The sequence below is a fragment of the Acidovorax sp. M2(2025) genome, assembly GCF_049330835.1.
GTDB lineage: Bacteria > Pseudomonadota > Gammaproteobacteria > Burkholderiales > Burkholderiaceae_C > Acidovorax.
The window spans coordinates 4,534,150-4,558,646 of the sequence record NZ_CP186262.1 but is presented as its reverse complement, the minus strand read 5'-3'; the positions used below and the strand labels follow the sequence as shown (position 1 = coordinate 4,558,646).

General features: G+C 68.6%; 24 protein-coding genes. 10 read left to right on the top strand and 14 right to left on the bottom strand.

Annotated elements, in window-relative coordinates; translation table 11 throughout:
* Positions 1-54: 54 nt before the first annotated feature.
* The 5 genes from ACOYR3_RS20930 to ACOYR3_RS20910 all read right to left on the bottom strand — a co-directional run bounded on the left by ACOYR3_RS20930 (position 55) and on the right by ACOYR3_RS20910 (position 3,142).
* Positions 55-429 carry a DUF1304 domain-containing protein gene (locus ACOYR3_RS20930; protein ID WP_422844226.1) on the bottom strand — a complete coding sequence of 125 codons (375 nt, stop codon included), beginning with the start codon at positions 427-429 and terminating at the stop codon, positions 55-57.
* Between the two features lie 3 nt (positions 430-432).
* Complete coding sequence (locus ACOYR3_RS20925; protein WP_422844225.1) at positions 433-849, bottom strand: organic hydroperoxide resistance protein; 417 nt, start codon at positions 847-849, stop codon at positions 433-435.
* A gap of 76 nt (positions 850-925) precedes the next feature.
* Positions 926-1,390, bottom strand: a complete 465-nt coding sequence (locus ACOYR3_RS20920; RefSeq protein WP_422844224.1) for a MarR family winged helix-turn-helix transcriptional regulator — start codon at positions 1,388-1,390, stop codon at positions 926-928.
* Positions 1,391-1,628: 238 nt separating this feature from the next.
* Positions 1,629-2,447: a crotonase/enoyl-CoA hydratase family protein gene (locus ACOYR3_RS20915; protein ID WP_422844223.1), complete on the bottom strand. Its 819-nt coding sequence runs from the start codon at positions 2,445-2,447 to the stop codon at positions 1,629-1,631.
* Between the two features lie 152 nt (positions 2,448-2,599).
* Entirely contained in the window at positions 2,600-3,142 is a 543-nt protein-coding gene (locus ACOYR3_RS20910) for a PadR family transcriptional regulator (RefSeq protein ID WP_422844222.1), read from the bottom strand.
* A 140-nt stretch (positions 3,143-3,282) separates the two neighbouring features.
* Between ACOYR3_RS20910 and ACOYR3_RS20905 the strand changes: the two genes are divergently transcribed.
* Complete coding sequence (locus ACOYR3_RS20905) at positions 3,283-5,376, top strand: FAD-dependent oxidoreductase (protein WP_422844221.1); 2,094 nt, start codon at positions 3,283-3,285, stop codon at positions 5,374-5,376.
* A 29-nt stretch (positions 5,377-5,405) separates the two neighbouring features.
* The gene (locus tag ACOYR3_RS20900; RefSeq protein WP_422844220.1) at positions 5,406-5,846 is read left to right on the top strand and encodes a nuclear transport factor 2 family protein; all 441 of its coding nucleotides are present in this window, start codon (positions 5,406-5,408) and stop codon (positions 5,844-5,846) included.
* A gap of 107 nt (positions 5,847-5,953) precedes the next feature.
* On the opposite strand, the gene ACOYR3_RS20895 is transcribed toward ACOYR3_RS20900, so the two are convergent.
* The gene (locus ACOYR3_RS20895) at positions 5,954-6,802 is read right to left on the bottom strand and encodes a 3-hydroxybutyryl-CoA dehydrogenase (RefSeq protein WP_422844219.1); all 849 of its coding nucleotides are present in this window, start codon (positions 6,800-6,802) and stop codon (positions 5,954-5,956) included.
* A 113-nt stretch (positions 6,803-6,915) separates the two neighbouring features.
* Between ACOYR3_RS20895 and ACOYR3_RS20890 the strand changes: the two genes are divergently transcribed.
* Positions 6,916-8,505 carry a GMC family oxidoreductase gene (locus ACOYR3_RS20890; protein WP_422844218.1) on the top strand — a complete coding sequence of 530 codons (1,590 nt, stop codon included), beginning with the start codon at positions 6,916-6,918 and terminating at the stop codon, positions 8,503-8,505.
* A gap of 179 nt (positions 8,506-8,684) precedes the next feature.
* The gene (locus ACOYR3_RS20885; RefSeq protein ID WP_422844217.1) at positions 8,685-9,422 is read left to right on the top strand and encodes a hypothetical protein; all 738 of its coding nucleotides are present in this window, start codon (positions 8,685-8,687) and stop codon (positions 9,420-9,422) included.
* 3 nt (positions 9,423-9,425) lie between these two features.
* Here the strand turns inward: ACOYR3_RS20885 and ACOYR3_RS20880 are convergent, their stop codons facing one another.
* The 3 genes from ACOYR3_RS20880 to ACOYR3_RS20870 are packed head-to-tail and all read right to left on the bottom strand — an operon-like array spanning position 9,426 to position 12,117.
* A complete protein-coding gene (locus tag ACOYR3_RS20880; protein ID WP_422844216.1) occupies positions 9,426-10,778 on the bottom strand; it encodes a GAF domain-containing protein in 1,353 nt (450 codons plus the stop codon).
* Positions 10,775-11,281 (bottom strand): hypothetical protein, encoded by a 507-nt coding sequence (locus tag ACOYR3_RS20875; RefSeq protein WP_422844215.1) that lies wholly within the window; start codon positions 11,279-11,281, stop codon positions 10,775-10,777. Before ACOYR3_RS20875 ends, ACOYR3_RS20880 begins: the two co-directional genes overlap by 4 nt.
* On the bottom strand, positions 11,278-12,117 hold the full coding sequence (locus tag ACOYR3_RS20870) for an ABC transporter permease (protein WP_422844214.1): 840 nt from the start codon (positions 12,115-12,117) through the stop codon (positions 11,278-11,280). Before ACOYR3_RS20870 ends, ACOYR3_RS20875 begins: the two co-directional genes overlap by 4 nt.
* 80 nt (positions 12,118-12,197) lie before the next feature.
* On the opposite strand from ACOYR3_RS20870, the gene ACOYR3_RS20865 reads away from it, so the two are divergent.
* The 6 genes from ACOYR3_RS20865 to cynS all read left to right on the top strand — a co-directional run bounded on the left by ACOYR3_RS20865 (position 12,198) and on the right by cynS (position 18,217).
* A complete protein-coding gene (locus ACOYR3_RS20865; RefSeq protein WP_422844213.1) occupies positions 12,198-13,406 on the top strand; it encodes a PAS domain S-box protein in 1,209 nt (402 codons plus the stop codon).
* Positions 13,403-14,095: a response regulator gene (locus ACOYR3_RS20860; protein WP_422844212.1), complete on the top strand. Its 693-nt coding sequence runs from the start codon at positions 13,403-13,405 to the stop codon at positions 14,093-14,095. Before ACOYR3_RS20865 ends, ACOYR3_RS20860 begins: the two co-directional genes overlap by 4 nt.
* 148 nt (positions 14,096-14,243) lie before the next feature.
* Positions 14,244-15,650 carry a CmpA/NrtA family ABC transporter substrate-binding protein gene (locus ACOYR3_RS20855; RefSeq protein WP_422844211.1) on the top strand — a complete coding sequence of 469 codons (1,407 nt, stop codon included), beginning with the start codon at positions 14,244-14,246 and terminating at the stop codon, positions 15,648-15,650.
* A gap of 148 nt (positions 15,651-15,798) precedes the next feature.
* The gene (gene ntrB / locus ACOYR3_RS20850) at positions 15,799-16,668 is read left to right on the top strand and encodes a nitrate ABC transporter permease (RefSeq protein ID WP_422844210.1); all 870 of its coding nucleotides are present in this window, start codon (positions 15,799-15,801) and stop codon (positions 16,666-16,668) included.
* Positions 16,658-17,530: an ABC transporter ATP-binding protein gene (locus ACOYR3_RS20845; RefSeq protein ID WP_422844209.1), complete on the top strand. Its 873-nt coding sequence runs from the start codon at positions 16,658-16,660 to the stop codon at positions 17,528-17,530. Before ntrB ends, ACOYR3_RS20845 begins: the two co-directional genes overlap by 11 nt.
* 243 nt (positions 17,531-17,773) lie before the next feature.
* The gene (cynS, locus tag ACOYR3_RS20840) at positions 17,774-18,217 is read left to right on the top strand and encodes a cyanase (RefSeq protein ID WP_422844208.1); all 444 of its coding nucleotides are present in this window, start codon (positions 17,774-17,776) and stop codon (positions 18,215-18,217) included.
* Between the two features lie 245 nt (positions 18,218-18,462).
* On the opposite strand, the gene ACOYR3_RS20835 is transcribed toward cynS, so the two are convergent.
* From ACOYR3_RS20835 to ACOYR3_RS20815, 5 genes are all read right to left on the bottom strand, one after another.
* On the bottom strand, positions 18,463-19,764 hold the full coding sequence (locus tag ACOYR3_RS20835; RefSeq protein ID WP_422844207.1) for an FAD-dependent oxidoreductase: 1,302 nt from the start codon (positions 19,762-19,764) through the stop codon (positions 18,463-18,465).
* Positions 19,761-20,918: an acyl-CoA dehydrogenase family protein gene (locus tag ACOYR3_RS20830; protein WP_422844206.1), complete on the bottom strand. Its 1,158-nt coding sequence runs from the start codon at positions 20,916-20,918 to the stop codon at positions 19,761-19,763. Before ACOYR3_RS20830 ends, ACOYR3_RS20835 begins: the two co-directional genes overlap by 4 nt.
* A 52-nt stretch (positions 20,919-20,970) precedes the next feature.
* Positions 20,971-21,540, bottom strand: coding sequence for an OsmC family protein (locus tag ACOYR3_RS20825; protein WP_422844205.1), 570 nt, complete (start codon positions 21,538-21,540; stop codon positions 20,971-20,973).
* A 103-nt stretch (positions 21,541-21,643) separates the two neighbouring features.
* Positions 21,644-22,549: a sulfurtransferase gene (locus ACOYR3_RS20820; RefSeq protein ID WP_422844204.1), complete on the bottom strand. Its 906-nt coding sequence runs from the start codon at positions 22,547-22,549 to the stop codon at positions 21,644-21,646.
* A gap of 270 nt (positions 22,550-22,819) precedes the next feature.
* Positions 22,820-24,460: a sigma-54 interaction domain-containing protein gene (locus ACOYR3_RS20815; protein ID WP_422844203.1), complete on the bottom strand. Its 1,641-nt coding sequence runs from the start codon at positions 24,458-24,460 to the stop codon at positions 22,820-22,822.
* Between the last annotated feature and the right edge of the window lie 37 nt (positions 24,461-24,497).

Here is a 24,497-nt window from a genome sequence, read left to right as displayed (position 1 = left end):
CCGGCGCTTGCTGGACAAGCGCTGGCAGCTATTGTTTTTGATGCAAGCAGGTATTTAGCGCTGTGGCTTCTTGTCCAGTGCCAGCACCAGTCCCAGCGCAATGATCGCGGGCAGCGCCTGGCTGAAGAAGATCTTGGGCGCTGCGGTGGCGGCGCCAAACACCCCGGCCACGATCACGCAGGCCAGGAAGAAGATCTTGAACACCCGGTTGCCGGTGAACAGCCCGAAGAACAGGCCCGCGGCCAGAAAGCCGTTGTACAGCCCCTGGTTGGCCGCGAGCGTGGTGGTGGCGTTGGCAAACTCCTGGGTGAGGTTGAACGTCTTCATGCCCAGCGGCTGGTTCCAGAAGAACATTTCGAGCACGAGGATGTAGACATGCTCGATGGCCACCAGGGCCACCGCGATGCGGGGAAGCAACTGGCGGCCCATGGCTTACACCACCGTGATGGTCACGTCGATGTTGCCGCGCGTGGCGTTGGAGTAGGGGCAGACCTGGTGGGCAGCGTCCACCAGCTTCTGGGCCGTGGCCTTGTCCAGGCCGGGCAGGCTGACGTTCAGGCGCGCGGCGATGCCGTAGGCGTTGGGGATGGGGCCCAGGTCCACTTCGGCGTCGATGGACACGTCCTGCGGCACGGGGATGCCGATCTTGCCGCCCACGGCCTTCATGGCGCCGATGAAGCAGGCGGCGTAGCCGGAGGCAAACAGCTGCTCGGGGTTGGTGCCGGTGCCGGAGGTGCCGGGCGAGGACAGCTTGACTTCCAGGCGGCCGTCATCGGTCTTGGCGGCGCCGTCGCGGCCACCGGTCACGTGCGACTTGGCGGTGTACAGGACTTTTTCGAGTTGGGTCATGGTGTCTTCCTTGCGGTGGTTGCCCACGGTGGGCGGTGGAGGGAATCGGATCGGTTCTTGTGTTGCCTGCGGGCGGTCAGCGTTGTGCGCTGAGCCGGTCCCGCAGTTGCTTGAGTTCGTTGGTCAGGGTGGTCAGCTCGGCAATGGAGCACTGGCTGCTTTGCAGCACGCACCGCGGAATGGCCTCGGCCTGGTCGCGCAGGGCGCGGCCTTGGGCCGTGAGGGTGATGCGCACGCGGCGCTCGTCCTGCACATCGCGCAGCCGGGCAATGTGGCCCTGCGCCTCCAGGCGCTTGAGCAGCGGCGTGAGCGTGCCGGAGTCCAGGAACAGGCGCTCGCCCAGCTCGGACACCGTCACGCCGTCCTGCTCCCACAGCACCAGCATCACGAGGTACTGCGGATAGGTCAGGCCGATCCGGTCCAGCAGGGGCTTGTACAGCTTGGTCATCGCCAGCGAGGCGGAATACAGCGCAAAGCAGACCTGGTTGTCCAGCCGCAGGATGGCGGGGCTGGGAGGGAAGGGGGTGCTGGGGCTGGGCATGGGGCGAATTGTGCGGCGCAATTCGATTGCGTGCAATTGAATTGTGTAAAACCTTTGTGTGCGAGTGGGCTGGAGGCAAGGCCGGGCAAGAAAGCCCGGCGGGTGGTAGGCGCGCCTGCGCGGCGTGCAGTAATGTTTGCTACTGTATCGATAGCAGCTTGCGCTTGATGGATAAGCGCTAGAGGCTGTTTTACCTTGAACCCTGCAGCTGTCGGAGGGGGAGCGCGCCGCCTGCTGCCTACCGCCCGCTGAACCGCGCCGGCCGCCGCTCCACAAAGGCGCGCACGCCCTCGGCCGCGTCCTCGCTGTGGGCCAACGCTTTCTGCACGGGGATGAAGTCCGCCACCGCCGCGGCCTGTCCCTGTTCGATGGCCTTGAGCACGTTGAGCCGCGTGGCCACCACGGCGCGCGGCGCCTGGGCGGCGATCCGCTCGGCGATCTGCAATGCCTCCTCCAGCTCCTGCCCCGCGGGCACCACCTTCTGCACAAAGTTCAGGCGGTACGCCTCGGCGCTCCCGAACTCGTCGGCCGTCAGCAAATGCAGCAGCGCATTGCCCGTGCCCGCGCGCTCGGCCATGCGCAGCGTGGCGCCGCCCGTGGCCATGATGCCGCGCTGCACCTCCATCTGCGAGAAGCGGCAGTTGTCGGCCGCCACCACGATGTCCGCGCCCAGCATCAGCTCGATGCCCACGGTGAAGCAGATGCCCTTCACCGCGACCACCATGGGCTTGGCGCGCCTGCGGTAGCCCGGCAGGCCGTAGTCGTGCGGCTCCACCAGGCCCTCGGGGATGGCCTTCTCGCCGCGCTGCATGTAGGCGCTGACGGCCGGCAGATCGAGCCCGGCGGTGAAGTGGTCGCCGAACGCGTGCAGCACGCCCACGCGCAGGTCCGGGTCGTCATCCAGGCGCGTGTAGGCCTCGGCCAGCTGGCGGAACATGGGCGGCGTCCACCCATTGCGCTTGGCCGGGCGGTTGATGCCGATGAGCAGCGCATGGCCGATCACCTGCGTGTCGATGCAGCCTTCGGGCGGTGGCGTGGTGGGCGTGGGGGTGGGCATGGCGCTGAGGTCTCCTTTGCCGCGATTGAAATCGCAACGTGGGGCCCGGGCGGTCTCCCGTGGGACAGGCGCGTACCGCCGCGCAGCCGATCCGCTCCGGGCTGCGGGCGGGTTGCGGCGGTGCGCGGCCGGGGATGGCCTGGAAGGCCCCGTCACGCCCCCTGCGGCGGCTCGCGCAAGATCTGCAGGGCTTCTTTCGAGATGGCCAGCGAGAGTTCCTCCTGCAGGATGCCGGCCTTGAGCACCAGGTGCTGCAGCCGGCGCTCGCGGCTGGGGTCGCGGCCTGCAAAGTCGCGCTGCTCGATGTGCTGGTAGAGGGCGCGCTTGTGCTCATGCATGGCCATGCGCCGCGCGATTTCCTTTTCAAGCCCTGCCGGGCCGATCGCCGCTTCGGCGCGCAGCCGCACCATGAGCGCATCCCGCAGCGGCACCGGATCGTCCTGCTGCGCGATCCAGCGGCGCAGCTCCTTGCGGCCGGCGGGCAGCAGCCGGAACTGCCGCTTGCGGCCGCGCCCCGTCTCCGCGGGCAATGCCTCGATCCAGCCCGCTTCCTCCAGCCGCGCGAGTTCGCGGTAGATCTGCTGGTGCGTGGCGTGCCAGAAGTAGCCGATGGAACGGTCGAAGCGCTCGGCCAGTTCCGATCCGGAGCAGGGGTGCTCGACCAAGGCGGTAAGGAGGGCGTGGGGCAAGGACATGAGGCGGGCGCCAGACAACGGGGTTTGCAGACGCGCGATCTTGCCTCAACCGCGGCAGGGCTTCGTTAATGCAACCAGTTGCGCAAACGGTGGAGCACCGCTACATTCATGCAACTGGTTGCATAAATAAGAAGGACCCCATGCTCAACGCCCCTGTTTCCCCCACGCCCCCCCAGGCCGCGGTGCCCCGTGCCGGGGGCGCCGAAGCGGCAAGCCCCTATCCGCACCTGCACGCCCCGCTGGACCTGGGCTTCACCACCCTGAAGAACCGCGTGCTCATGGGCTCCATGCATGTGGGCCTCGAAGAGGTGGCCCACGGTTTCGAGCGCATGGCGGCCTTCTATGCCGAGCGGGCTCGCGGCGAGGTGGGGCTCATCGTCACGGGCGGCATCGCGCCCAACGAGCGCGGCCGGCCCATGCCGGGCGGCGCCATGCTGGTCAACGAGCACGAGGCCGGGCAGCACCGCAAGGTGACGCGCGCCGTGCATGCCGAGGGCGGGAAGATCGCCATGCAGATCCTGCACTTTGGCCGCTACGCCTACCACCGGGACCTGGTGGCGCCCAGCGCCCTGCGCGCACCCATCAACCCCCACGTGCCGCATGCGCTCACGGCCGACGAGGTGGAGCAGACCATCGAGGACTTCGTGCGCTGCGCCGCGCTGGCCCAGCATGCGGGCTATGACGGCGTGGAGATCATGGGCTCGGAGGGCTACCTGATCAACGAGTTCATCGCCGCACGCAGCAACCAGCGCGACGATGCGTGGGGCGGCAGCTATGCCAACCGCATCCGCTTCCCGGTGGAGATCGTGCGCCGAACCCGCGAGCGCGTGGGGCCGCACTTCATCATCATCTACCGCCTGTCCATGCTGGATCTGGTGGAGGGCGGCTCCACCCTGGCCGAGGTGATACAGCTGGCCCAGGCCATCGAGGCGGCGGGCGCCACGATCCTCAACACCGGCATCGGCTGGCATGAGGCACGCATTCCCACCATCGCCACCAAGGTGCCGCGGGCCGGATTCGCCTGGGTGACCCGACAGCTCATGGGCCAGGTGGGCATACCGCTCATCACCTCCAACCGCATCAACACCCCCGAGGTGGCCGAGCGCCTGCTGGCCGAGGGCTGCGCCGACATGGTCTCCATGGCGCGCCCGCTGCTGGCCGATGCCGACTTCGTGCGCAAGGCGCGACAGGGCCGGGCCGACGAGATCAACACCTGCATCGCCTGCAACCAGGCCTGCCTGGACCACACCTTCGGGGGCAAGATCACCAGCTGCCTGGTCAACCCTCGTGCCTGCCACGAGACGGAACTGGTCATCGCCCCGGCACCGGTCCGCAAGCGCATTGCGGTGGTCGGCGCCGGGCCCGCGGGCCTCAGCTTTGCCGTCACGGCCGCGCAGCGCGGGCACGCCGTGGTGCTGTTCGATGCGGGCAGCGAGATCGGCGGCCAGCTCAACGTCGCCAAGCAGGTGCCGGGCAAGGAAGAGTTTCACGAGACCTTGCGCTACTACCGCCGCCAGCTGGAGCTGCACGGCGTGGACGTGCGCCTGAACACCCGCGTGGAGGCGGGCGATCTGGCCGGCCACGGCTACGACGAGGTGGTGGTGGCCACGGGCATCCAGCCGCGCACGCCGGACATCGAGGGCATTGCCCACCCCAAGGTGCTGGGCTACCTGGACGTGCTGCGCGACAAGCAGCCTGTGGGACAGCGCGTGGCCGTGATTGGCGCGGGCGGTATCGGGTTTGACGTGGCCGAATACCTCACGCACGCAGGCGAAAGCGGTGCCCTCGCGCCCGCCAAGTTCAACGAGGAATGGGGTATCGACACCGCCTACGCCCAGGCTGGCGGCCTGCGCGCCGCGCGGGTGGAAGCCCCCGCGCGCCAAGTCCACCTGCTGCAGCGCAAGACCAGCAAGGTGGGCGACCAGCTGGGCAAGACCACGGGGTGGATCCACCGCACTTCGCTCAAGGCACGCAACGTGGGCATGAGCTCGGGAGTGGCCTATGAGCGTGTAGACGACGCGGGCCTGCACGTCCGCATCGACGGCGGGCCCTCCCAGGTGCTGGAGGTCGACCACATCGTGGTCTGCGCCGGCCAGGAACCGCTGCGCGCGCTGTACGACGCGCTGGTGGCCGCAGGGCAGAGCGTCCACCTCATCGGCGGTGCGGACGTGGCCGCCGAGCTGGATGCCAAGCGCGCCATCCTCCAGGGCACCACGCTCGCTGCCCGCATCTGATGCCCGCCCCACACGCCAGGAGACATTCCATGACAGAAGCCCCGAAGAACCTGCATCCCGCCGTCGCCCGCTCGCTCACGGCCTGGCACCACATGGTGGCCCGCCGCGACCTGTCGGATCTGCCGTCCATCGTGCACCCCGACGCAGTGTTCCGCTCGCCCATGGCCAACACGCCGTACGCCTCCGCGCCCGCGCTGCAACTGGCCTTGTCCACCGTCATACAGGTCTTTGAAGACTTCACGTACCACCGCCAGCTGGCCTCCGACGATGGCCTGAACATCGTGCTGGAGTTCAGCGCCCGCGTGGGCGACAAGCAGCTCAAGGGCATCGACCTGGTGCGCTTCAATGAGCAGGGCCAGATCACCGAGTTCGAGGTCATGGTGCGCCCCCTGAGCGGCCTGCAGGCGCTTGGCGCAGAGATGGGGGCCCGCCTGGGTGACAAGCTTCCGGCCTTCAAGGCCAAGGCCTGATGCGCTCTTGAGAAGACGGGGCCTGGGACAACGCCGGCCGCTGCCACGGCGCCCGCCGCAATGCCCCCCCGCGCGCCGCGCCGGGGGGGCTTCTAGTTGGCTGACGCTCAGTAGCTGTAGACGCCTTGCCCCGTCTTGCGGCCCAGGCGGCCGGCCGCCACCATTTCCTTGAGCAGCGGGCAGGGGCGGTACTTGCTGTCGCCAAACTCGTTCAGGTACACGTCCATCACGGCCAGGCACACGTCCAGTCCGATCATGTCGGCCAGCGCCAGCGGGCCGATGGGCTGGTTGCAGCCCAGCTTCATGCCTGCGTCGATGTCCTCGGGCGTGGCCAGGCCCTCGGCCAGCACGAAGAAGGCCTCGTTGATCATGGGCACCAGGATGCGGTTGACCACAAAGCCCGGCGCGTTCTTCACGGTGATGGGGCTCTTGCCCAAGGCTTCGGCCAGGGCCTTCACGGCATCGTGCGTGGCGTCGCTGGTCTGCAGGCCGCGGATGATCTCCACCAGCGCCATCATGGGCACGGGGTTGAAGAAGTGCATGCCGATGAAGCGGTCGGCGCGGCTGGTGGCGGCGGCCAGCTTGGTGATGGAGATGGACGAGGTGTTCGACGCAATGATCACCTCGGGCGCCACCAGCGCATCCACCTGCTTCAGGATCTTGAGCTTGAGCTCGTAGTTCTCGGTGGCCGCCTCGATCACGAGCTGCGCGGCCTTCAGGTCGTCGTAGCTGGTGGAGGTCCTGATGCGCGACAGCGCGGCGGCCTTGTCGGCCTCGGTGATCTTTTCCTTCTTGATCAGGCGGTCCAGGCTGCCGGCCACGGTGGCCAGGCCTTTTTGCACTGCAGCATCCGAGATGTCGACCATCACCACGCTGATGCCAGACACCGCGCAAGCCTGTGCAATGCCATTGCCCATGGTGCCCGCGCCGATGATGCCTACGGTCTGAATCGTCATATAGAGAGCCCTCTTCAAAGTGAAACGGATGGCGTGGATGGTAAGCCGAATCGCACGGCCGTTCGGTTATGGTGGGTCAGCTCCCGTGGACAGGGGGCAGGAGACACCACAGCATGTTCGACTACATCATCATCGGCGGCGGCTCCGCGGGCTGCGTGCTGGCCGGCCGCCTGAGCGAGGACCCCTCCGTGCGCGTATGTCTGCTGGAGGCCGGCCCGGCCGACGGCAGCGTGCTCATCCACTGCCCTGCGGGGCTGGCCGTGATGGCCAAGTTCGAGCTCAACGGCTGGGGGCAGAACACCACGCCGCAGCCCGGGCTCGGCGGCCGCCAGGGCTACCAGCCGCGGGGCAAGGTGCTGGGGGGCTCCAGCTCCATCAACGCCATGGTCTACGTCCGCGGCCAGCATGCCGACTACGACCATTGGGCTGCAGAGGGCAACCCCGGCTGGGGCTGGGAAGACGTGAAGCCGTACTTCCTCAAGGCCGAGCACAACGAGCGCGGTCCTGACGCCTGGCACGGCCAGGGCGGCCCGTTCAACGTGGCCGACCTGCGCAGTCCGCACCGCTTCAGCCACCTGTTTACCGAAGCCGGCGTGCAGGCCGGCGAGGTGCACAACACCGACTTCAACGGCGCTACCCAGGAAGGCGTGGGCCTGTACCAGGTCACCCACAAGAACGGCGAGCGCCACAGCACGGCCAAGGCCTACCTCACGCCGCACCTGGCGCGGCCCAACCTGCGGGTCGTCACCGGCGCCCACGCCACGCGCATCCTGTTCGAGGGCCAGCGTGCGGTGGGCGTGGAATACCGCCAGGGCGGCACGTTGCAGCAGGTGCGGGCCACGCGCGAGGTGCTGCTGAGCGCAGGGGCGCTGCTCTCCCCGCAGCTGCTGATGCTGTCGGGCGTGGGCCCAGGTGCGGCGCTGCAGCGCCACGGCATCCCCGTGCTGCACGACCTGCCGGGCGTGGGCGCGCACCTGCACGACCACCCCGACGTGGTGCAGGTGCTGGACGCGCCCAACCACCGCGACCTGTTCGGCCTGTCGCCCACCGGCATGGTGAATGCCCTGCGCGGCATCCGCGAATGGCGCCGGCACCGCACGGGCATCCTGACCACCAACTTTGCAGAGGCCGGCGGCTTCATCAAGAGCCATCCGGCCGAGCCCGCGCCCGACCTGCAGCTGCACTTCGTGGTGGGCAAGCTCGTGGACCACGGCCGCAAGACCGTGCTGGGCCACGGCTATTCGGTCCACGTGTGCCTGCTGCAGCCCAAGAGCCGCGGCGCCGTGACGCTGGCCAGCCGCGACCCGATGGCCCTGCCCCTGGTGGACCCGAACTTCCTGGCCGACCCGGACGACCTGCGGCGCCTGGTGCGCGGCTTCCAGCGCGTGCGCGAGATCCTGGCCCAGCCCGCGCTGGCGCGCTTTGGCGCCAGGGAGCTGCCCGCCTCGGCGGCGGCGCGCACGGATGCGCAGATCGAGCAGTTCATCCGCCAGTACGCCGACACCATCTACCACCCCGTGGGCACCTGCCGCATGGGCCCCGGGCCCATGGACGTGGTGGATCCGGAGCTGCGCGTGCATGGCCTGGCCGGCCTGCGCGTGGTGGACGCCTCCATCATGCCGCGCATCGTGAGCGGCAACACCAACGCGCCCACGGTGATGATTGCCGAGAAGGCGGTGGACCTGCTGCGCGCTGCCGCGTGAACGATTTCACATTCGGCGCGCGGAACGCGATTTTTAAGGTTTGCAAAGGGTCTGTTTAAGGAGTTTTTAACAGGCAAAAGCGCGTCGGATTTCTAGACTTCCTTGCATGGAAACGGGTGCATGGTGCTCCCGGCCCGGTGCCTCAAGAAGAGGCGCTGAGACATGAAAGAAAGACCCTCATGAAAATCGACGCCCGCGAAATCGCCGCACTGACCCAAGCCCAGCCTGCAGCCCCCCGCATGGACATGTACGCCACCATCCACAAGGCGCTGCGCGCCTTCATGGCCGACACCCTGCTGGGCCTGGGCCGCATGGATGTGGAGGACGACCTGGAGTTTGCAGAGACTTGCCAGCGCGTGATGCAGCTGCTGGACCTGTGCCGGTCGCACCTGCGGCACGAGAACAACTTCGTCCATGCGGCCATGGAGGCCCGCCAGCCCGGCTCCAGCCAGGCCGTCGCGGGCGAGCATGTGGAACATGAAGAAGCCATCGCGGCGCTGGCGGACGGCGTGAACCATCTGATCGCTTGCGCCAAGCCCGCGCGAGCAGCCGCCACGCAAGCGCTGTACCGCCAGCTGGCCCTGTTCGTGGCGCACAACTTCGAGCACATGCACGAAGAAGAGACGGCCCACAACCGCGTGCTCTGGCAGTGCTACACCGACGCGGAACTGGCGGGCGTGCACGACGCGCTGGTGGCCTCGATCCCGCCTGAGGAGATGATGCTGGTGGCCCGCTGGATGGTGCCCTTCATGGCACCGGCGGAACGCACGGCCATGCTGTCCGGGATGCAGCAGCACGCGCCCGCGCCGGTGCTGGCGGCCGTGCTCGCGCAGGTGCAGCCCCACCTCACGCAGCCCGAGTGGACCAAGCTCATGCGCAGCCTGGGTCTGCCCGTGGTGCCCGGTCTGGTGCACTGAGGCTCAGGCGTCTTCCAGCACCACGGGACGCAGAACGCACAGCCGAAAGCGCCCGCGCCCCGTTTTTTCGATGTGGATGTGCGGGCTGTTCTCCTGCAGGCGGCGCTGCAGCAGCAACAGCCGGGCCTCCAGGTTGTCGGCCACCTCGGGCAGCCGCAGGGCCGGGTCCAGGCGCAGTTCGCGGTTGGTGAAATCCACGCGGCCCGTCTGCTGGTGGTCGCGAAGCAGCTTCCAGAAGATGGCGCCCGCCACGCCCTTGATCAGGTAGTCGTCGTTGATGAACACGCTGTCGTTGGCCGCAAAGTGGCGCACCCGCAGCGCGCTGCCGCTCACCGGCGGTGCCGCAGTGGGGGCGGGCAGGGGCTCGGGCGCATCGGGCGCCGCCTGCAGCAGGTCGATGGCGGCGGCCAGCTGGCCCGCAATGGCCACCAGCAGGTCTTCATCCTCGAAGCCAAAGCGCATGTCCTCGGGGCTCTCCGCAAACAGCACGCCCAGCAAGCGCCCGGCCGACAGCAGCGGCACCGCCACCTGGCTGTGCGGCTCGGGCAGGCCGGGGTAGGGGATGTCCAGGCCGCGCAGCGGGGGCGCATCGGGTGCGGCATGCGCGTCCATGCTCTCGCGGATGGCGTGGCTGTAAAGGGCAGCGTGCGTCATGTGGCTGATGCGCACCGGCGTGCGCTCCCGCGCGGCCATGCCGATCACTCCCTGGCCCAGGCGGATCTCCGAGCCCACGCCCGAAGTGGCATAGCCGCAGCTGGCCACCGTGTAGAGCTGCTGGGCGCTGGCGTCCAGCATCAGCACCATGGCGTGTTCGATGCCCAGCTTGTGCTGCAGGCCCTGCAGCGCGCCTTGGAGCAGTTCGTCCAGCCCCGTACAGCGTGCGATGCTTTCGCTGCACAGGCGCAGCGTGTGCAGCAGCCCGGAGCGTGGCGCGGGTGCCGGCAGGCCTTCGCCCGCCACCGATTCGATGTGCTCGACGGCATAGATGTCGGCGCCCTTGAGCTCAAACACATCGGCCATGCCCGCATGCGATGCAATGCCCGCCAGCTGCGCGCGCATGCTCTCGAACACCGGGCCGCTGTCCTCGGTGCGTTCGTACCGCAGGTGCAGGCGGTAGAAATGGGCGGTGAGCGGATCCAGCACCAGTACCGATGCGCGTGGGTTGCGCAGGATGTTCTGGCGGGTCTTGTTGAAGAACTGGAACGACAGCGCGACATGCGCCGCATCCACATAGACCACCTGCGAGATGTAGGCCACGTTGGGTGTGCCGTCGGGGTCGCAGGTCGCCATGATGGCGGGAATCGCACCCTCCAGGCAGGGGCGGATGCTGTGCAGGGACGGGGCTGCGGTGCTCATGGCCGCGATACGGGAGGCGTGGGTGGTGCACACAGCTGCGCGCCTGCGCGCGGGCCTGGTGTCTGGTCGAACGCGCTGGTGGGCGTGAAGCTCACCGCCACCACATCCTGCAGCGGCGCTGCCAGCATGGCCGCCACATACTCCGGACCGTAGCCGACCTGGCCCACCTCCTGCACCATGGACCGCAGGTAGGCCTGCAACACGGGCAAGTCGCCGCCATGGGCCGGGCGCTGCGTGGCCCGGCGGGCCTTGAGCTGCAACGTCTGGTGGGTGGATGGCACGCTGAAGACCACGGCAATCTCGCCGGTGTGCGCAATGTCATGCAGCAGCTGTTCGGACTGGCTGCGCCGCAGGTACACCGTGACCTCCTGCCCATCGCCGCTGATGTGGCTGCCCACGGCCCGCATGATGCTCGGGCGCATGGCCCCATCGCGTGACGCCACGATGGCCGACACGCCCTTGGCCACCATGGCAATATGGCTGGGGCTGAGCAGCACGGTCATGCCTTGAAGCGCTTGCGGGTCAGGGCCAGGGCCACCCAGAAGGCCGCCACGGTGGTCACCACCAGCACCACGCCATGGCGCCACGGCTGGGCGGGCCACTGGTCCATGAACAGCGGGCGCACCAGCTCCACCGCGTTGGTCAGCGGCAGCCAGTCGGAGATGGCGCGCACCACGGGCGGCAGCTGCTCGCGCGGGAAGAACACGCCCGACAGGAACATCATGGGCGTGAGCACCAGCGTGAAGTAGTAGGTGAAGAAGTCATACCCCTTGGCCAGCGCGTTGAAGATCAGCGCGATGCTGGAGAACATGACCCCCACGAACAGCAGCACGGGCCAGGCCACCAGCAGCCGGGGGCTGTGGCTGATGCCCAGGGCCAGCATCACGCCCAGGATGGCCGTGACGGTGAACACCGCCTTGAAGGCGGCCCACAGCATTTCGGCCAGCACCACGTCGTCCAGGCTGACGGGCGCGTTCATGATGCCGTCCCAGGTCTTTTGCACGTGCATGCGCGAGAAGGCCGAGTACAGCGCCTCGAAGCTCGCCGCGTTCATGGCGCTCATGCAGATGGAGCCGCTGGCCAGGAACAGGATGTAGGCCACCTGGGTGTCCCCCACGTTCACCTGCCCGACCAGCGCGCCCATGCCGTAGCCAAAGGCCACCAGCCACATCAGCGGCTCGGCGATGTTGCCCACCAGGCTGGGAAGGGCCAGCTTGCGCCAGACCAGGAAGTTGCGCAGGAAGACGGGCCACCAGCGTGCGGACAGGCTGGGCGGGCGCCAGACGGACGGCGGGGGCGGGGGCGCAGCGGCCACGGGGGACGGGGTAACGGTCTGCATTGGCCTATTGTGCGGTGTCAGCGGGCCGGCGCACAGCCCCTGCGGCGTGCGCTGGGCACGGCCATTGCTTGGGTGCCCGCATGCCCGCCCACGTCCTGAACCTGCCCACCCGCGCCAGCGCGCTGTGGAAAGACCGCCTGGGGCTGCTGCTGGAATCCACGGGCGAGGGGGTGTTCGGTATCGACTTGGCTGGCAACTGCGTGTTCCTCAACCGGGCAGGGGCGCAGATGCTGGGCGTGACACCCGAAGAGGTGATGGGCCGCAACATGCACGCCGTCACCCACCACAGCCATGCCGACGGCAGTCCCTATCCCGACAGCGAATGCCCGATCTTCAACGCGTTTCGCCGGGGCCTGCCCTGCCGGGTGGACACCGAGGTGTTCTGGCGCCGCGACGGGTCTGCGTTCCCCGTCGAATATTCGAGCCACCCCATTCTGGAAGGCGATCAGGTGCAGGGCGCCGTCATCGCCTTTATCGACATCACCAGCCGCAAACGTGCGGCCGACGAACTGCAGCGCGCGCACGACGCGCTGGCGCGTGCCAACAACGAGCTGGAGCGGCGCGTGGCCGCCCGCACCCAGGAGCTGTCGCAGGCGCTGGCCCAGCTGCGCGAGCTGTCGGCCTATTCGGAACAGGTGCGCGAGGAAGAGCGCACGCGCATCGCCCGCGAGGTGCACGACGAGCTGGGCAGCCTGCTGGTGGCGCTGAAGATGGACGTGAACTGGCTGCACAAGCGCCTGGGCGAGCAGGGCGCGCGCACGCCCGAGGCCGCAGGCGACATGCGCACCCAGATGCGCTGCAAGTGCCAGAACATGAGCCGCCTGATCGAGACCGCCGTGGACAACGTGGGCCGCATCATCACCGACCTGCGTCCCAGCATCCTGGACCACCAGGGCCTGTGGGCCGCGCTGGAGTGGCAGGCGCAGGAGTTCGCCCAATCGGCCGAGCTGCGCCTGGCCTGGCACATGGACGTGCCGGAGACCCTGCACCTGCCGGGGCCTGCGGCCATGGCCGTGTTCCGCATCTTCCAGGAGATGCTGAGCAACGTGGGCCGCCATGCGCAGGCCAGCGCCATCGACATTGCCATTGACGTGCGGGACGCTGCGTTGCAGCTGAGCGTGCGCGACAACGGCGTGGGCGCCACCCGCCAGGCGCTGGAGGCGCCCACCGCCTATGGCGTGATGGGCATGCGCGAGCGTGCGCGGCAGCTGGGCGGGCGGCTCAGCATCACCAGCGCACCGGGCCAGGGGTCGAGCCTGCAATTGCTGATTCCACTGGAGCTTGCATGAATTCCACCGTTCGCGTGTTGATTGGGGACGACCACCGCATCGTGCGCGAGGGGCTCAAGCAGGTGCTGGGCGACCCGGCCAACGGAACGCCCGAGATCGTCGTGGCAGCCGAGGCCACCGAGGGCGCCGAGGTGCTGGCGCAGGTGAGCCAGCTGCTGGGCGCCGGGGGTGGGCAGCCGCTGGACGTGGTGCTGCTGGACATCGCCATGCCCGGCATGGATGGCCTCGAAGTGCTGCAAGCCCTGCGCAAGGCCTGGCCGGCGCTGCCGGTGCTGATGCTCAGCACCTACCCCGAGCGGCAGTACGCCGTGCGCTGCATCCAGATGGGTGCGGCGGGCTACCTGCACAAAAGCGCCGATCCCGACGATATGGTGGCCGCCGTGCGCAAGGTGGCCGCAGGCGGGCGCTACCTGACGGAGGCCACCGCCCAGGCGCTGGCCGGTGCGGTGGAACGCACCGGCGCGGTGCGGGCCGCCCAGGGCGCGCCCGCCGGGGTGGACGCGCTCTCGTACCGGGAGCACCAGGTGTTCCGCCTGCTCACCGCGGGGCAGAGCGTGAGCGAAATTGGTGCGCAGCTCAAGCTGGCGCCCAACACGGTCAGCACCTACCGCGCCCGCATTCTCGAAAAGACCGGCGCGCGCAACGACGTGGAGCTGGCGCTGCTGGCGCGCGGCACGCCCGCACAGTGAGGCACCGGCCCTCGCGGGCCTGGTTTGTAGTGCTGCCCCTACACGCTGTAGCAAAGGCACCCACGAATTCACGACACGGCCCCGGCAGGGCCCGCAGCTGGCCCATGCTTTGCGTAGGGCCTGGCATCAACGTCCCACGAGGTGTGCCATGTCCGAATTCTTCTCGCCCTACGATGCCGACCGCCCCTTGATGCTGAAATGCAGCTGCGGCCGCGACCACACGGTGGCCGACCACCACGCCGAGGTGTCGGCCGACGCGGCAGCGGCCACCTTGCGCCAGCGCAGCATGACCTCCGAGTTCGAGGCCTACAGCAACGAGTTCATCGAAGCCACGCTGGTCAAGGCGCTGTTCCCGCAGGACGCGGTGCGCCGCCGCTTCCTGCGCGCCGTGGGCAAGGGCACGGCCATGGCGGCCATTGCCAGCGTGCTGCCCGTGGCCAGCCTGCAGGCCATGGCGCAGGAGAAGCAGGGCGCGCTGGAGAAGACGAACCTCAAGATCGGCTTTATCCCCATCACCTGCGCCACGCCGCTCATCATGGCCCACCCGCTGGGCTTCTACAGCAAGCAGGGCCTGAATGTGGAGGTCACCAAGACGGCAGGCTGGGCGCTGATCCGCGACAAGATGATCAACAAGGAGTACGACGCCACGCACTTCCTCTCGCCCATGCCGCTGGCGATCTCCATGGGCCTGGGCTCGAACGCCACGCCCATGAACGTGGCCACGATCCAGAACGTGAACGGCCAGGCCATCACGCTGGCCTTGAAGCACAAGAACAACCGCGACCCGAAGAACTGGAAGGGCTTCAAGTTCGCGATTCCGTTCGAGTACAGCATGCACAACTTCCTGCTGCGCTACTACCTGGCCGAGGCGGGCCTGAACCCCGACACCGACGTGCAGCTGCGCGTGGTGCCACCCGCCGAGATGGTGGCCAACCTGCGCGCGGGCAACATCGACGGCTTCCTGGGCCCCGACCCGTTCAACCAGCGCGCGGTGTACGAAGAGGTGGGCTTCATCCACCTGCTGACCAAGGACCTGTGGAACGGCCACCCCTGCTGCGCGTTCGGCACCAGCACCGAATTCATCCAGAAGAACCCCAACACCTTTGCCGCGCTGTACCGCGCCGTGCTCACCTCGGCCGCCATGGCGCGCGACCCCAAGAACCGCGAGCTGATCGCCAAGGTGATTGCGCCCCAGGCCTATCTGAACCAGCCCGAGGCGGTGATCGCCCAGGTGCTCACGGGCAAGTTTGCCGACGGCCTGGGCAAGGTGCAGAACGTGCCCGACCGCGCCGACTTCGACCCCATACCCTGGCAGAGCATGGCCGTGTGGATGCTCACGCAGATGCAGCGCTGGGGCTACATCAAGGGCGACGTGGACTACCGGCAGATCGCCGAGAAGGTGTTCCTCCTCACCGACGCAAAGAAGCAGATGAAGGCCCTGGACCAGAAGGTGCCCGACGGCGCGTACCCCAAGTTCAAGATCATGGGCAAGGAGTTCGACGCCGCCAAGGCGGCGGAATACGCCAGGAGCTTCCCCATCCGCAAGGCAGCTTGATGAGGCACCCCCTGAGTCGCCTTCGGCGCCTTCCCCCTGAAGGGGGACGCACCCGGTGGCCTGGCGAAGCCAGTTCCACGGGCGCACTGGCCTGCGTAGCGCCCGTTTCGACCTTCGTCGCGCATTGCGACGCTACAGGAGAAGTAGGATGAATTCAGCCAAAAGCCTCAACCTGCGCGCGGGCCTGCTGTCCGTGCTGATCTTCCTCACGCTGCTGGGCGTGTGGTACGTGGCCACGTCGTCTTCCGGCGGCGGTGGCGGCACGGCGGGCATGACGGCCGAACAGATCGAGTACGCCAAGATGATGGGCAAGGACCCCGGCGCCAGTGCCAAGGGCAGCGGTTTTCCGTCGCTGGCCGACATGGGCAGCACGGTGTGGACCCATCTGTCCAACCCGTTCTACGACAACGGACCCAACGACAAGGGCATTGCCATCCAGCTCGCGCACTCGCTGGGCCGCGTGGCGCTGGGCTTTGGCCTGGCCTGCCTGGTGGCGATTCCGCTGGGCTTCGTCATCGGCATGTCGCCGCTGCTGCGCCGCGCGTTCGACCCGTTCATCCAGGTGCTCAAGCCCATCAGCCCGCTGGCGTGGATGCCGCTGGCGCTGTACACCATCAAGGACTCGTCGATCTCTGGCATCTTCGTGATCTTCATCTGCTCGGTCTGGCCGATGCTGGTGAACACCGCCTTTGGCGTGGCGTCCGTCAAGCGCGAATGGCTCAACGTGTCGGCCACGCTGGAGGTGCATCCGCTGCGCAAGGCCTTCCAGGTGATCCTGCCCGCCGCGGCGCCCACCATCCTCACGGGCATGCGCATCAGCATGGGCATTGCGTGGCTGGTCATCGTGGCGGCCGAGATGCTGGTGGGCGGCACGGGCATCGGCTACTTCGTGTGGAACGAGTGGAACAACCTGTCGCTCACCAACGTGATCTTCGCCATCCTGGTGATCGGCGTGGTGGGCATGTTGCTGGACCTGGCGTTCGGCCAGCTGCAAAAGGCGGTGACCTATGTGGAGTGACGTGACCCACCGCGCCGCCGCCGCGCCCGAAGCCGACGATTCCCCGCCCAGAAAGGCCGCCTCCGTGACTTCCGGATTCCTCCAGATCGACCGCCTCGCCAAGGCCTATGTGCCGGCCAAGCCCGTGTTTGCCGACGTGTCGTTCACCCTCGACAAGGGCGAGTTCGTCTGCATCATCGGCCACTCGGGCTGCGGCAAGACCACCATCCTGAACGTGCTGGCAGGGCTGGACACGGCCACGTCGGGCACCGTCATCATGGACGGCCGCGAGGTGGCCGGCCCCAGCCTGGACCGGGGCGTGGTGTTCCAGAGCCACGCGCTGATGCCCTGGCTCACCGTGCGCCAGAACATCGCGTTTGCCGTGAAGTCGCGCTGGCCCGGCTGGAAGGCCGCGCAGGTCGACGCGCATGTGGAAAAGTTCGTCGCGCTGGTGGGCCTGAGCCCGGCCATCGACAAGAAGCCCTCGCAGCTCTCGGGCGGCATGAAGCAGCGGGTGGGCATTGCGCGGGCCTTCTCCATTCAGCCCAAGATGCTGCTGCTGGACGAACCGTTCGGCGCGCTGGATGCGCTCACGCGCGGCACCATCCAGGACGAGCTGATGGCCATCGTGCGCCAGACGCAGCAGACGGTGTTCATGATCACGCACGACGTGGACGAGGCCATCTTGCTGGCCGACCGCATCCTGCTCATGAGCAACGGCAACGAAACCAGCGAGGGCTACCGCCCGGGCGGCGTGGCCGAGGTGGTGGTGAACCCGCTGCCGCGCGAACGCACGCGCACCAGCCTGCACCACCTGGACGGCTACTACGCGCTGCGCAACCACATCGTGGACTTTTTGGTGACCCGGGCAAAGGCCCACTGATCCGGCAGCGATGTGTTTGTACACCCTCCGCCCGTTCACGCTGAGCCCGTCGAAGCGCCGCGCGAGGCTTCGACAGGCTCAGCCCGAACGGTCCGGATGGATCGAGTGCGAGTCTGTTTGGCCCGGTCGGCTGAATGCCTCGCCGGCTTGACTGTTGATGCGGCGCGCCGACCACACCCTGAGTTTTACTTTTTTTTCCCCTCCTTTCATCTCCCTCTCCATCAATCCCAAGGAGCCATCCCCATGAACCGCAACGACGTTACCGAAAAGATCATCAGCACCAAGGTCGCCAAGGGCCTGCAATGGGATGCCATTGCCAAGAAGGTCGGCCAGTCCAAGGAATGGACCACGGCCCTGTGCCTGGGCCAGATGACCGCCACGCCCGAGCAGGCCAAGATCGTGGGCAAGATCTTCGGCCTCACGGCCGAGGAACAGAAGTGGCTGCAGGTGGTGCCCTACAAGGGCTCGCTGCCCACGCCCGTGCCCACCGACCCGCTGATCTACCGCTGGTACGAGGTGGTGAGCGTGTACGGCACCACCATCAAGGAGCTGATTCACGAGGAGTTTGGCGACGGCATCATGAGCGCCATCGACTTCAGCATGGACATACAGCGCGAGGCCAATCCCAATGGCGACCGCGTGAATGTGGTCCTGTCGGGCAAGTTCTTGCCGTACAAGCAGTATTAACCCCCTGAGTCGCCTTCGGCGCCTCGGTGCCGCCGCCAGAGGCGGCCGCTCTTCGTTGCCGTCCAGGCCTGCGCAGGCAGGCCTGGAGCCGAGGCACTCAGCCCCTTTTCTCGAATGGCTGCGCAATTCGGGAAGGGGGACGCTGCCAGCGGCTGGGCTTGAAAAGGCGGGCGACCCTTGCGAGGCGGTAGCTGGCGGAAACGACAAGAGACTGGGCAGCGCGCAGAGTGCGCGCCGCCTTGCTTTTAATGCAGCGTCAGCGGCCGGCTGGTGGTCTTCACGCGCACGACGGGCGTTGCCGGTTCGTAGGGGCAGGGCGTCTGGCCCAGGATGGCTGCCGCGGCGGTGCGGGCCTGGCGGGCGATGGGTTCGATGAAGCGGCTGCTCTGGCCGTGCACGCTGGCACAGTCACCCAGCGCGTAGATGCCGGCCACGCTGGACTGCAGCGTGGTGCCGTCCACGGCGATGCCGTCGGCCCAGGCAAGGCCTGCGCTGTGGGCCAGGCGCGTGGGCGTTGCGAGGCCGGTGGCAGCCACTACTTCGTCGGCGGCCAGGCGCTGGCTGCAGGCGGTGGTGATGCGCAGGCGCGTTCCGACGCGTTCCACCGACTGCACCTGCACGCCCCCCAGGAAGCGAATGGACAGGTCTTTCCAGGCCTGCAGCAATTGCGCACCGGCTTGCTGGTGCGACCAGCGGGCCAAAGGCTCGTTGGCGGTGTCCAGCAGGGTGATGCGGTGCCCGGCCAGTGCGAGGTCGTTGGCCAGTTCGCTGCCGATCAGGCCGGCGCCGACGATGGCCACGTCCCGTGGCTGCTCGCCCAGGCGGCTGCGCAGCTGCTGGTAGGCGGCCAGGTGGTTGACGCGCCAGCACAGCGCGGGCGGCAGCGCCTCGGGCAGCGCGGCCTGGGCGCCGTGTGCAAGCACCAGGTGCTGGTAGCGCAGGGTGCCGCGCGTGGTGCGCAGCTGGCGCGTGTCGGGGCAGATGCGCACGGCGTGCGTGTGCGCCATCAGCGTGACGCCCAGGCGCCGGGCGGCATCCGGCCCGGATTCGGTGACCAGCGATTGCGGGGCCAGGCCGCGCGCCACGGCCACGGACAGCAAGGGCTTGTCGTAGCGGTCGCCCGCGCAGGCGGTGACCAGCGTGATGGGCAGGCGGGCGTCGCCCTGGCGCAGGGTTTCTGCCAGCTGCCAGCCGGCCTTGCCCGCGCCGACGATGACCACCCCGGCCGCACCGCGCGCCTGGGGCGTTGGCGCGAGGCTGGCGTGCGCGGCCAGCGTGCCGGGCGTGGGCGCCACATAGGGCGCGAAGTCGGCCTTGGTCACGCCGCACAGCGGGCAGGCCCAGTCGTCCGGAATGTCGGCCAGGCGCGTGCCGGGCGGCAGGCCGCCGTCCGGGTCGCCCTCGGCCTCGTGGTAGATGTAGCCGCAGGCGTTGCAGATGTAGCTTTGCCAGGGCGGTTGCGCCGATGCGTCTGCCGCATAGGCGTTGCACAGCGCCTGCGACGCGGCGTTCAGGGCGGTCTCGGAAAATGCGGCGGGGGGCGTCATGCGGGCATCTCCTCGGTGCTCAGCCGGGCGATCTCCTTGCGCAGGTGCTTGATGGCGGGCGTGACGATGGCCACGAAGTGCGCCTCGCGCACGCGCCGCTGCACGTCGGAGCTCATGAGGTAGCCGCGCGCGCCCTGGTGCATCAGGGCCGATTGCGTGGCCCGCAGGCACAGCTCGGCGCCGTGGGCGCGGGCGTCCAGCACGTCGATGAAGAATTCGGTGCGGGTGTCGAACGGGGTTTCGGCCAGCTTCATTACCCGGGCGGCCAGCGCGTCCAGCTCGGCCTGCAGCGCGTCGGGCCGGTCTTCCAGGAACTGGTTGACGTGGCCCAGCTGCGGCTCCACCGCCCACATCGAGTCGATGGCGCCCTGCGCGATGCCCACGGCCATGCCGCACTGCAGCATCACGAAGGCGGCGCGGATGCGTGCGATGGTCGGCTTCGCGGGGTCTGCGATGGTGTCGGCGGCCCCCACGAAGTGGTCCTTCAGCCGCAGCGCGTACGTGCCCGTGCCCTCCATGGCCGAGAAGCTGGGGCACTCGCGCATCTCCACGCCGGGCGCGTCGCAGCGCAGCAGAAACATCAATTCGCGCTGGCTGGCGGCGCCCTCCGCCTCGACGACCGCCGCAATGGCGCCGCAGTAGTGGCCCGGCGCCAGGTTGCTCACCCAGGGCAGCGTGCCGTTGACGAGGTAGCCGCCCTCCACCGGCGTGGCCTTGAGCAGCAGGCTTTCGATCTGCGCGTAACTCTTCATGGGGTTGGACAGCGCCGTGCCGCCCATGCCCGCGCCGCTGGCGTGGCGCTGCAGCACCTCGCCCATCAGCGCCGGGTTGCCCGACTGCTGCAGGTACAGCCCGCACACCGCCTGGCACCACATCATGAAGCCGGTGGCGCCGCACACGCGCGAGGCCTCTGCCATGGCGCGGATGGCCAGGCCGTAGTCCGCCGGGCCGGCGGTGCTGTCCAGGTGCGCGCTCATGGCGCCCACGGCGGCCAGCTGCTGCAGCTCTGCGCAGGGGTAGTGGCCGGAGCGGTCGATGGCCTGCACCTGCGCGGCCAGCGGGCCCTGGGCAATGGTGCGCACGGCGGCCAGCAGGGCATCGCCCCGCAGGGCGCCGTCCTGGTGGAGTTGGGGGGGAAGGTCGGCAGGGTTCATGGCGGGTCCTTGGGGGCGCGAAGGGGCGAAGGGGGCGCGGGGGCTGCGAGGCTCAGTCCACGAGGCTGATCTCGAACGGAATGGGGTTGCGCATCGTGTTGGCCACCGGCGAGTAGAAATTGGCGTGCTGCACGATCTCGTCCAGCACCTCGCGGGGCGCGTCGCCTTCCACCAGCACCTTCACGCGGATGGCCTGGAAGCCCATTTCGGGCGGCGTCTTCTGCAGCGCGCCGCCAGCGCCCCAGGCCGCCGGGTTGCCGATGTCGCCTTCCATGAAGACCTCGATCTTGCTGAGCTTGACCTGCTTCCAGGTGGCCACGGCGGTGATGCCCACGGCTAGGCAGCCGCCCAGGCCCGACAGCACGATCTCGCCCGGCGCGGGCGCGGTGTCCTGGCCGAACAGGTGCAGCGGCTCGTCCACCACCACGGGGGCGTGGCTGCCCACATAGCTCAGCGAGCGGTACTGGCCCTCCATCACCGTGTGGACCTTGTTGGTGCCGCGGCTGGCGGGGTTGTTGCGGCCCTTTTCGGCAAACGCCATCAGGCCGTCGCGGTCGATGGGGCGCAGGTGCGTGTGCACGGTGGTGACGGGGGCGGTGGGTTCGAGCAGTGCGGAGGACATGGAGGGCCTTGAAGTAAGAGAAGGGAAGGGAAAGGAACGGAAAAAGGAAAAGGGGCTGGGGAAAAATCGCAGCAGGGAATGCAGGGGCGCGCGGCCGCGTCCCTCAGGCCGCCAGCGCCAGGGCCGGCTTCCTGGGGAACCGGACCAGCGGCAGCCCGCCCTCGATGGGCAGCTTCTCGTCGCGCGACCATTCGTTCCACGAGCCGAAGTACATGCGCACGTCGGTGAAGCCGGCCTGCTTGAGCGCCAGGAACGTGTTGGACGCGCGTGCGCCCTTGAAGCAGTACAGGTACACCGTGTCGGCCGGGCTGATGCCCGCGGTGGCGCACTCGGCGCGCACCTCGTCGGGCGACTTGAAGACGGGGCCCTGGGCCGACGGCTTCATGAAGCGATACCACTCCACCCACTTGGCGCCGGGCAGGCGGCCCTTGCGCGGGGCAAAGTCGCGGCCGTAGGGGCTGGAGCTTTCGCCGATCCACTCGTCCACGTCGCGCACGTCCAGCAGCACGGTGTCGGTGCCCAGGGCGGCCACCACGTCTTCCTTGGTCAGCATCACGTCGGCGGGGGGCAGGTCGGTGGGGAAGATGGCGGGCGCGGGCACCACGGCGTCGGTGGTGGTGGGCAGGCCCGCGGCCTTCCAGGCCGAGTAGCCGCCGTTCAGGACCTTGACCTTGGGGTAGCCCAGCCAGGTCAGCAGGTAGTAGCCCCGGCACGACTGGCCGTAGCCGCTGTTGAGCGCGTCTTCGTAGAACACGGCTGTCTCGGCGCCCGAGAGGCCGATGGCGCCCAGGTGTGCGGCAAAGGTGTCTTTCAGCTCCTGCAGCCCTTCGGGCGTGGAGGTGGCGAGGTAGGTGAAGGTTTCGCGCAGATTCACGGCGCCGGGGATGTGCCCCTGCGCATAGGTGTCGGCGTCGCGGGTGTCGATCAGCACCACAGGCTCTGCGGCTTGCAGGGCCTGCAGCTGGGTGGGCGAGATGAGGACGGCATCGGAAGCGGGGACGGTGCTCATGGGAAACCTTTCGCTGCGGTGGAGGGGCCAGGCGGGTGTGCCTGCCTCCCTTATCGCAACAGGTGTGCCAGCGCTTGATGGGAGATCAAGGTTTGAGCCAAATGGGCCGCTAGCGCTTGCTGGTAAAGCGCGGGCAGCTATCAAATTTGAATATCCGCCGGGTGGGCGGGCGCTACAGGGAAGCCCCGCCGCCAGCCTGCCAAACACTGTGTCGACAAAGTGGCGACACAGTGTCCACAGCGGGGGGCGGGGCGGCCGACCCCGCCGGTGTCAGCGCAGCCCGGCCTTGCGCAGCCGGTAGCTGAACTGGCGCAGGGTGAGGCCCATGGCCTGGGCGGCGCGCGTCTGGTTGCCGTGGTGTTCGGCCAGCGCGGCCTGCAGTTCCTGCGCGCTGTGGGAGTGCGCGGGCTGGTAGTCGCGCACCAGCGGGGCCGAGGCGGCGGTAGCGGGCGCTGGCGAAGGGAATGGCGGCGCGGATGGCGGCGGAGGTGGCGGCGGGGGCTGCGAAGGAGGTGGCGATAGGGCGGGCAGAAACCGCTCCAGCGTCTCGCCGGACACCAGCGTGCCCGGGGCCAGCAGCACCAGCCGCTCGATCACATTGCCCAACTCGCGGATGTTGCCGGGCCAGGGGTGCTCTTCCAGCCGGGCCAGCGCGTCGGGCAGCAGGTTGACGTTGCGCTGGTGTGCCTGGTTGGCGCGGCTCACAAAATGCAGGGCCAGCGCGCGGATGTCCTCGCGCCGTTCGGCCAGCGAGGGCAGGCGGATGGGGATGACGTTCAGGCGGTAGTACAGGTCCTGGCGGAAGCGCCCGGCCTCCACCTCCTGCGCCAGGTCGCGGTTGGTGGCGGCCACCAGGCGCACGTTCACCTTCACCTCGCGCTGGCCGCCCAGGCGCACCAGCGTGCCCTCCTGCAGCGTGCGCAGCAGCTTGGACTGCAGGGCCAGCGGCAGCTCGCCGATCTCGTCCAGAAAGATGGTGCCCGTGTCGGCCTGCTCGAACCAGCCCGCGCGCGCCGTGCTGGCGCCGGTGAACGCGCCTTTCTCGTAGCCAAACAGCTCGGACTCGAACAGCGTGTCCGGAATGGCCGAGCAGTTGACCTTGATGAACGGCCGGTCCCGCCGCCCGCTGGCCAGGTGCACGGCGCGCGCAAACAGCTCCTTGCCCGTGCCCGACTGGCCCAGCAGCAGCACGGTGGCCTGGGTTTGCGACACGCGCTCCAGCTCGCCCAGCGCCTGCAGCAGCGCGGGGGAGCTGCCGATGAGCCCGTAGCGCGCGCTTTTGGTGTTGAGCGCGTTGGCCAGCACGGCATTGCGCGCCTGCAGCTGCCGCGTCTGGTCGGCCACCAGGGCTTCGAGCTGCAGCAACTGCCCCACCAGCGTGGCCAGCACGCGCAGCACGGCCAGGTCGTCGTTCAGGTGGCGCTGGCGGCTGCGGATGCGGTGGCAGGCCAGCACGCCAATCGGCACGTTGTTGACCTCGATGGGCAGTGCGATGAAGGCCACCGTCTCGGGCGGCAACTGGCTGCGCGGCACCACGCGGCCCAGGAACAGCGGCTCGGCGTCGATGTCCTGCACGATCACCGGCTGCCCCGTGGCCAGCACCCGGCCTGTGATGCCTTCGCCCCAGGCGTAGTGCCCGCGCGCCACCTCGGCCTGGGTCAGGCCGTAGGCATGCTGGATGGATGCGGTGCGCTGCGTGCCTGGTGCGGCGGACGCGTCGTCCACCAGCACGATCCGCCCGCGGTTCAGGCCGAGCAGCTCGCTCATCAGGTGCAGCATCTCGCGCAGCACCAGGCCGGGCGCCAGGCTGCGGCCGATGAGGCGCATCACCTCGCGCATCAGCAGCAGCTCCTGCCGGTGCCAGTCGGCAGCGGGGCTGTGCGGGGCGGGTGGGGGCGGCTGGGCGGGCATGGGCGGGGTGTTGCAAGTTCTGCGCCCGGCTGGTTTA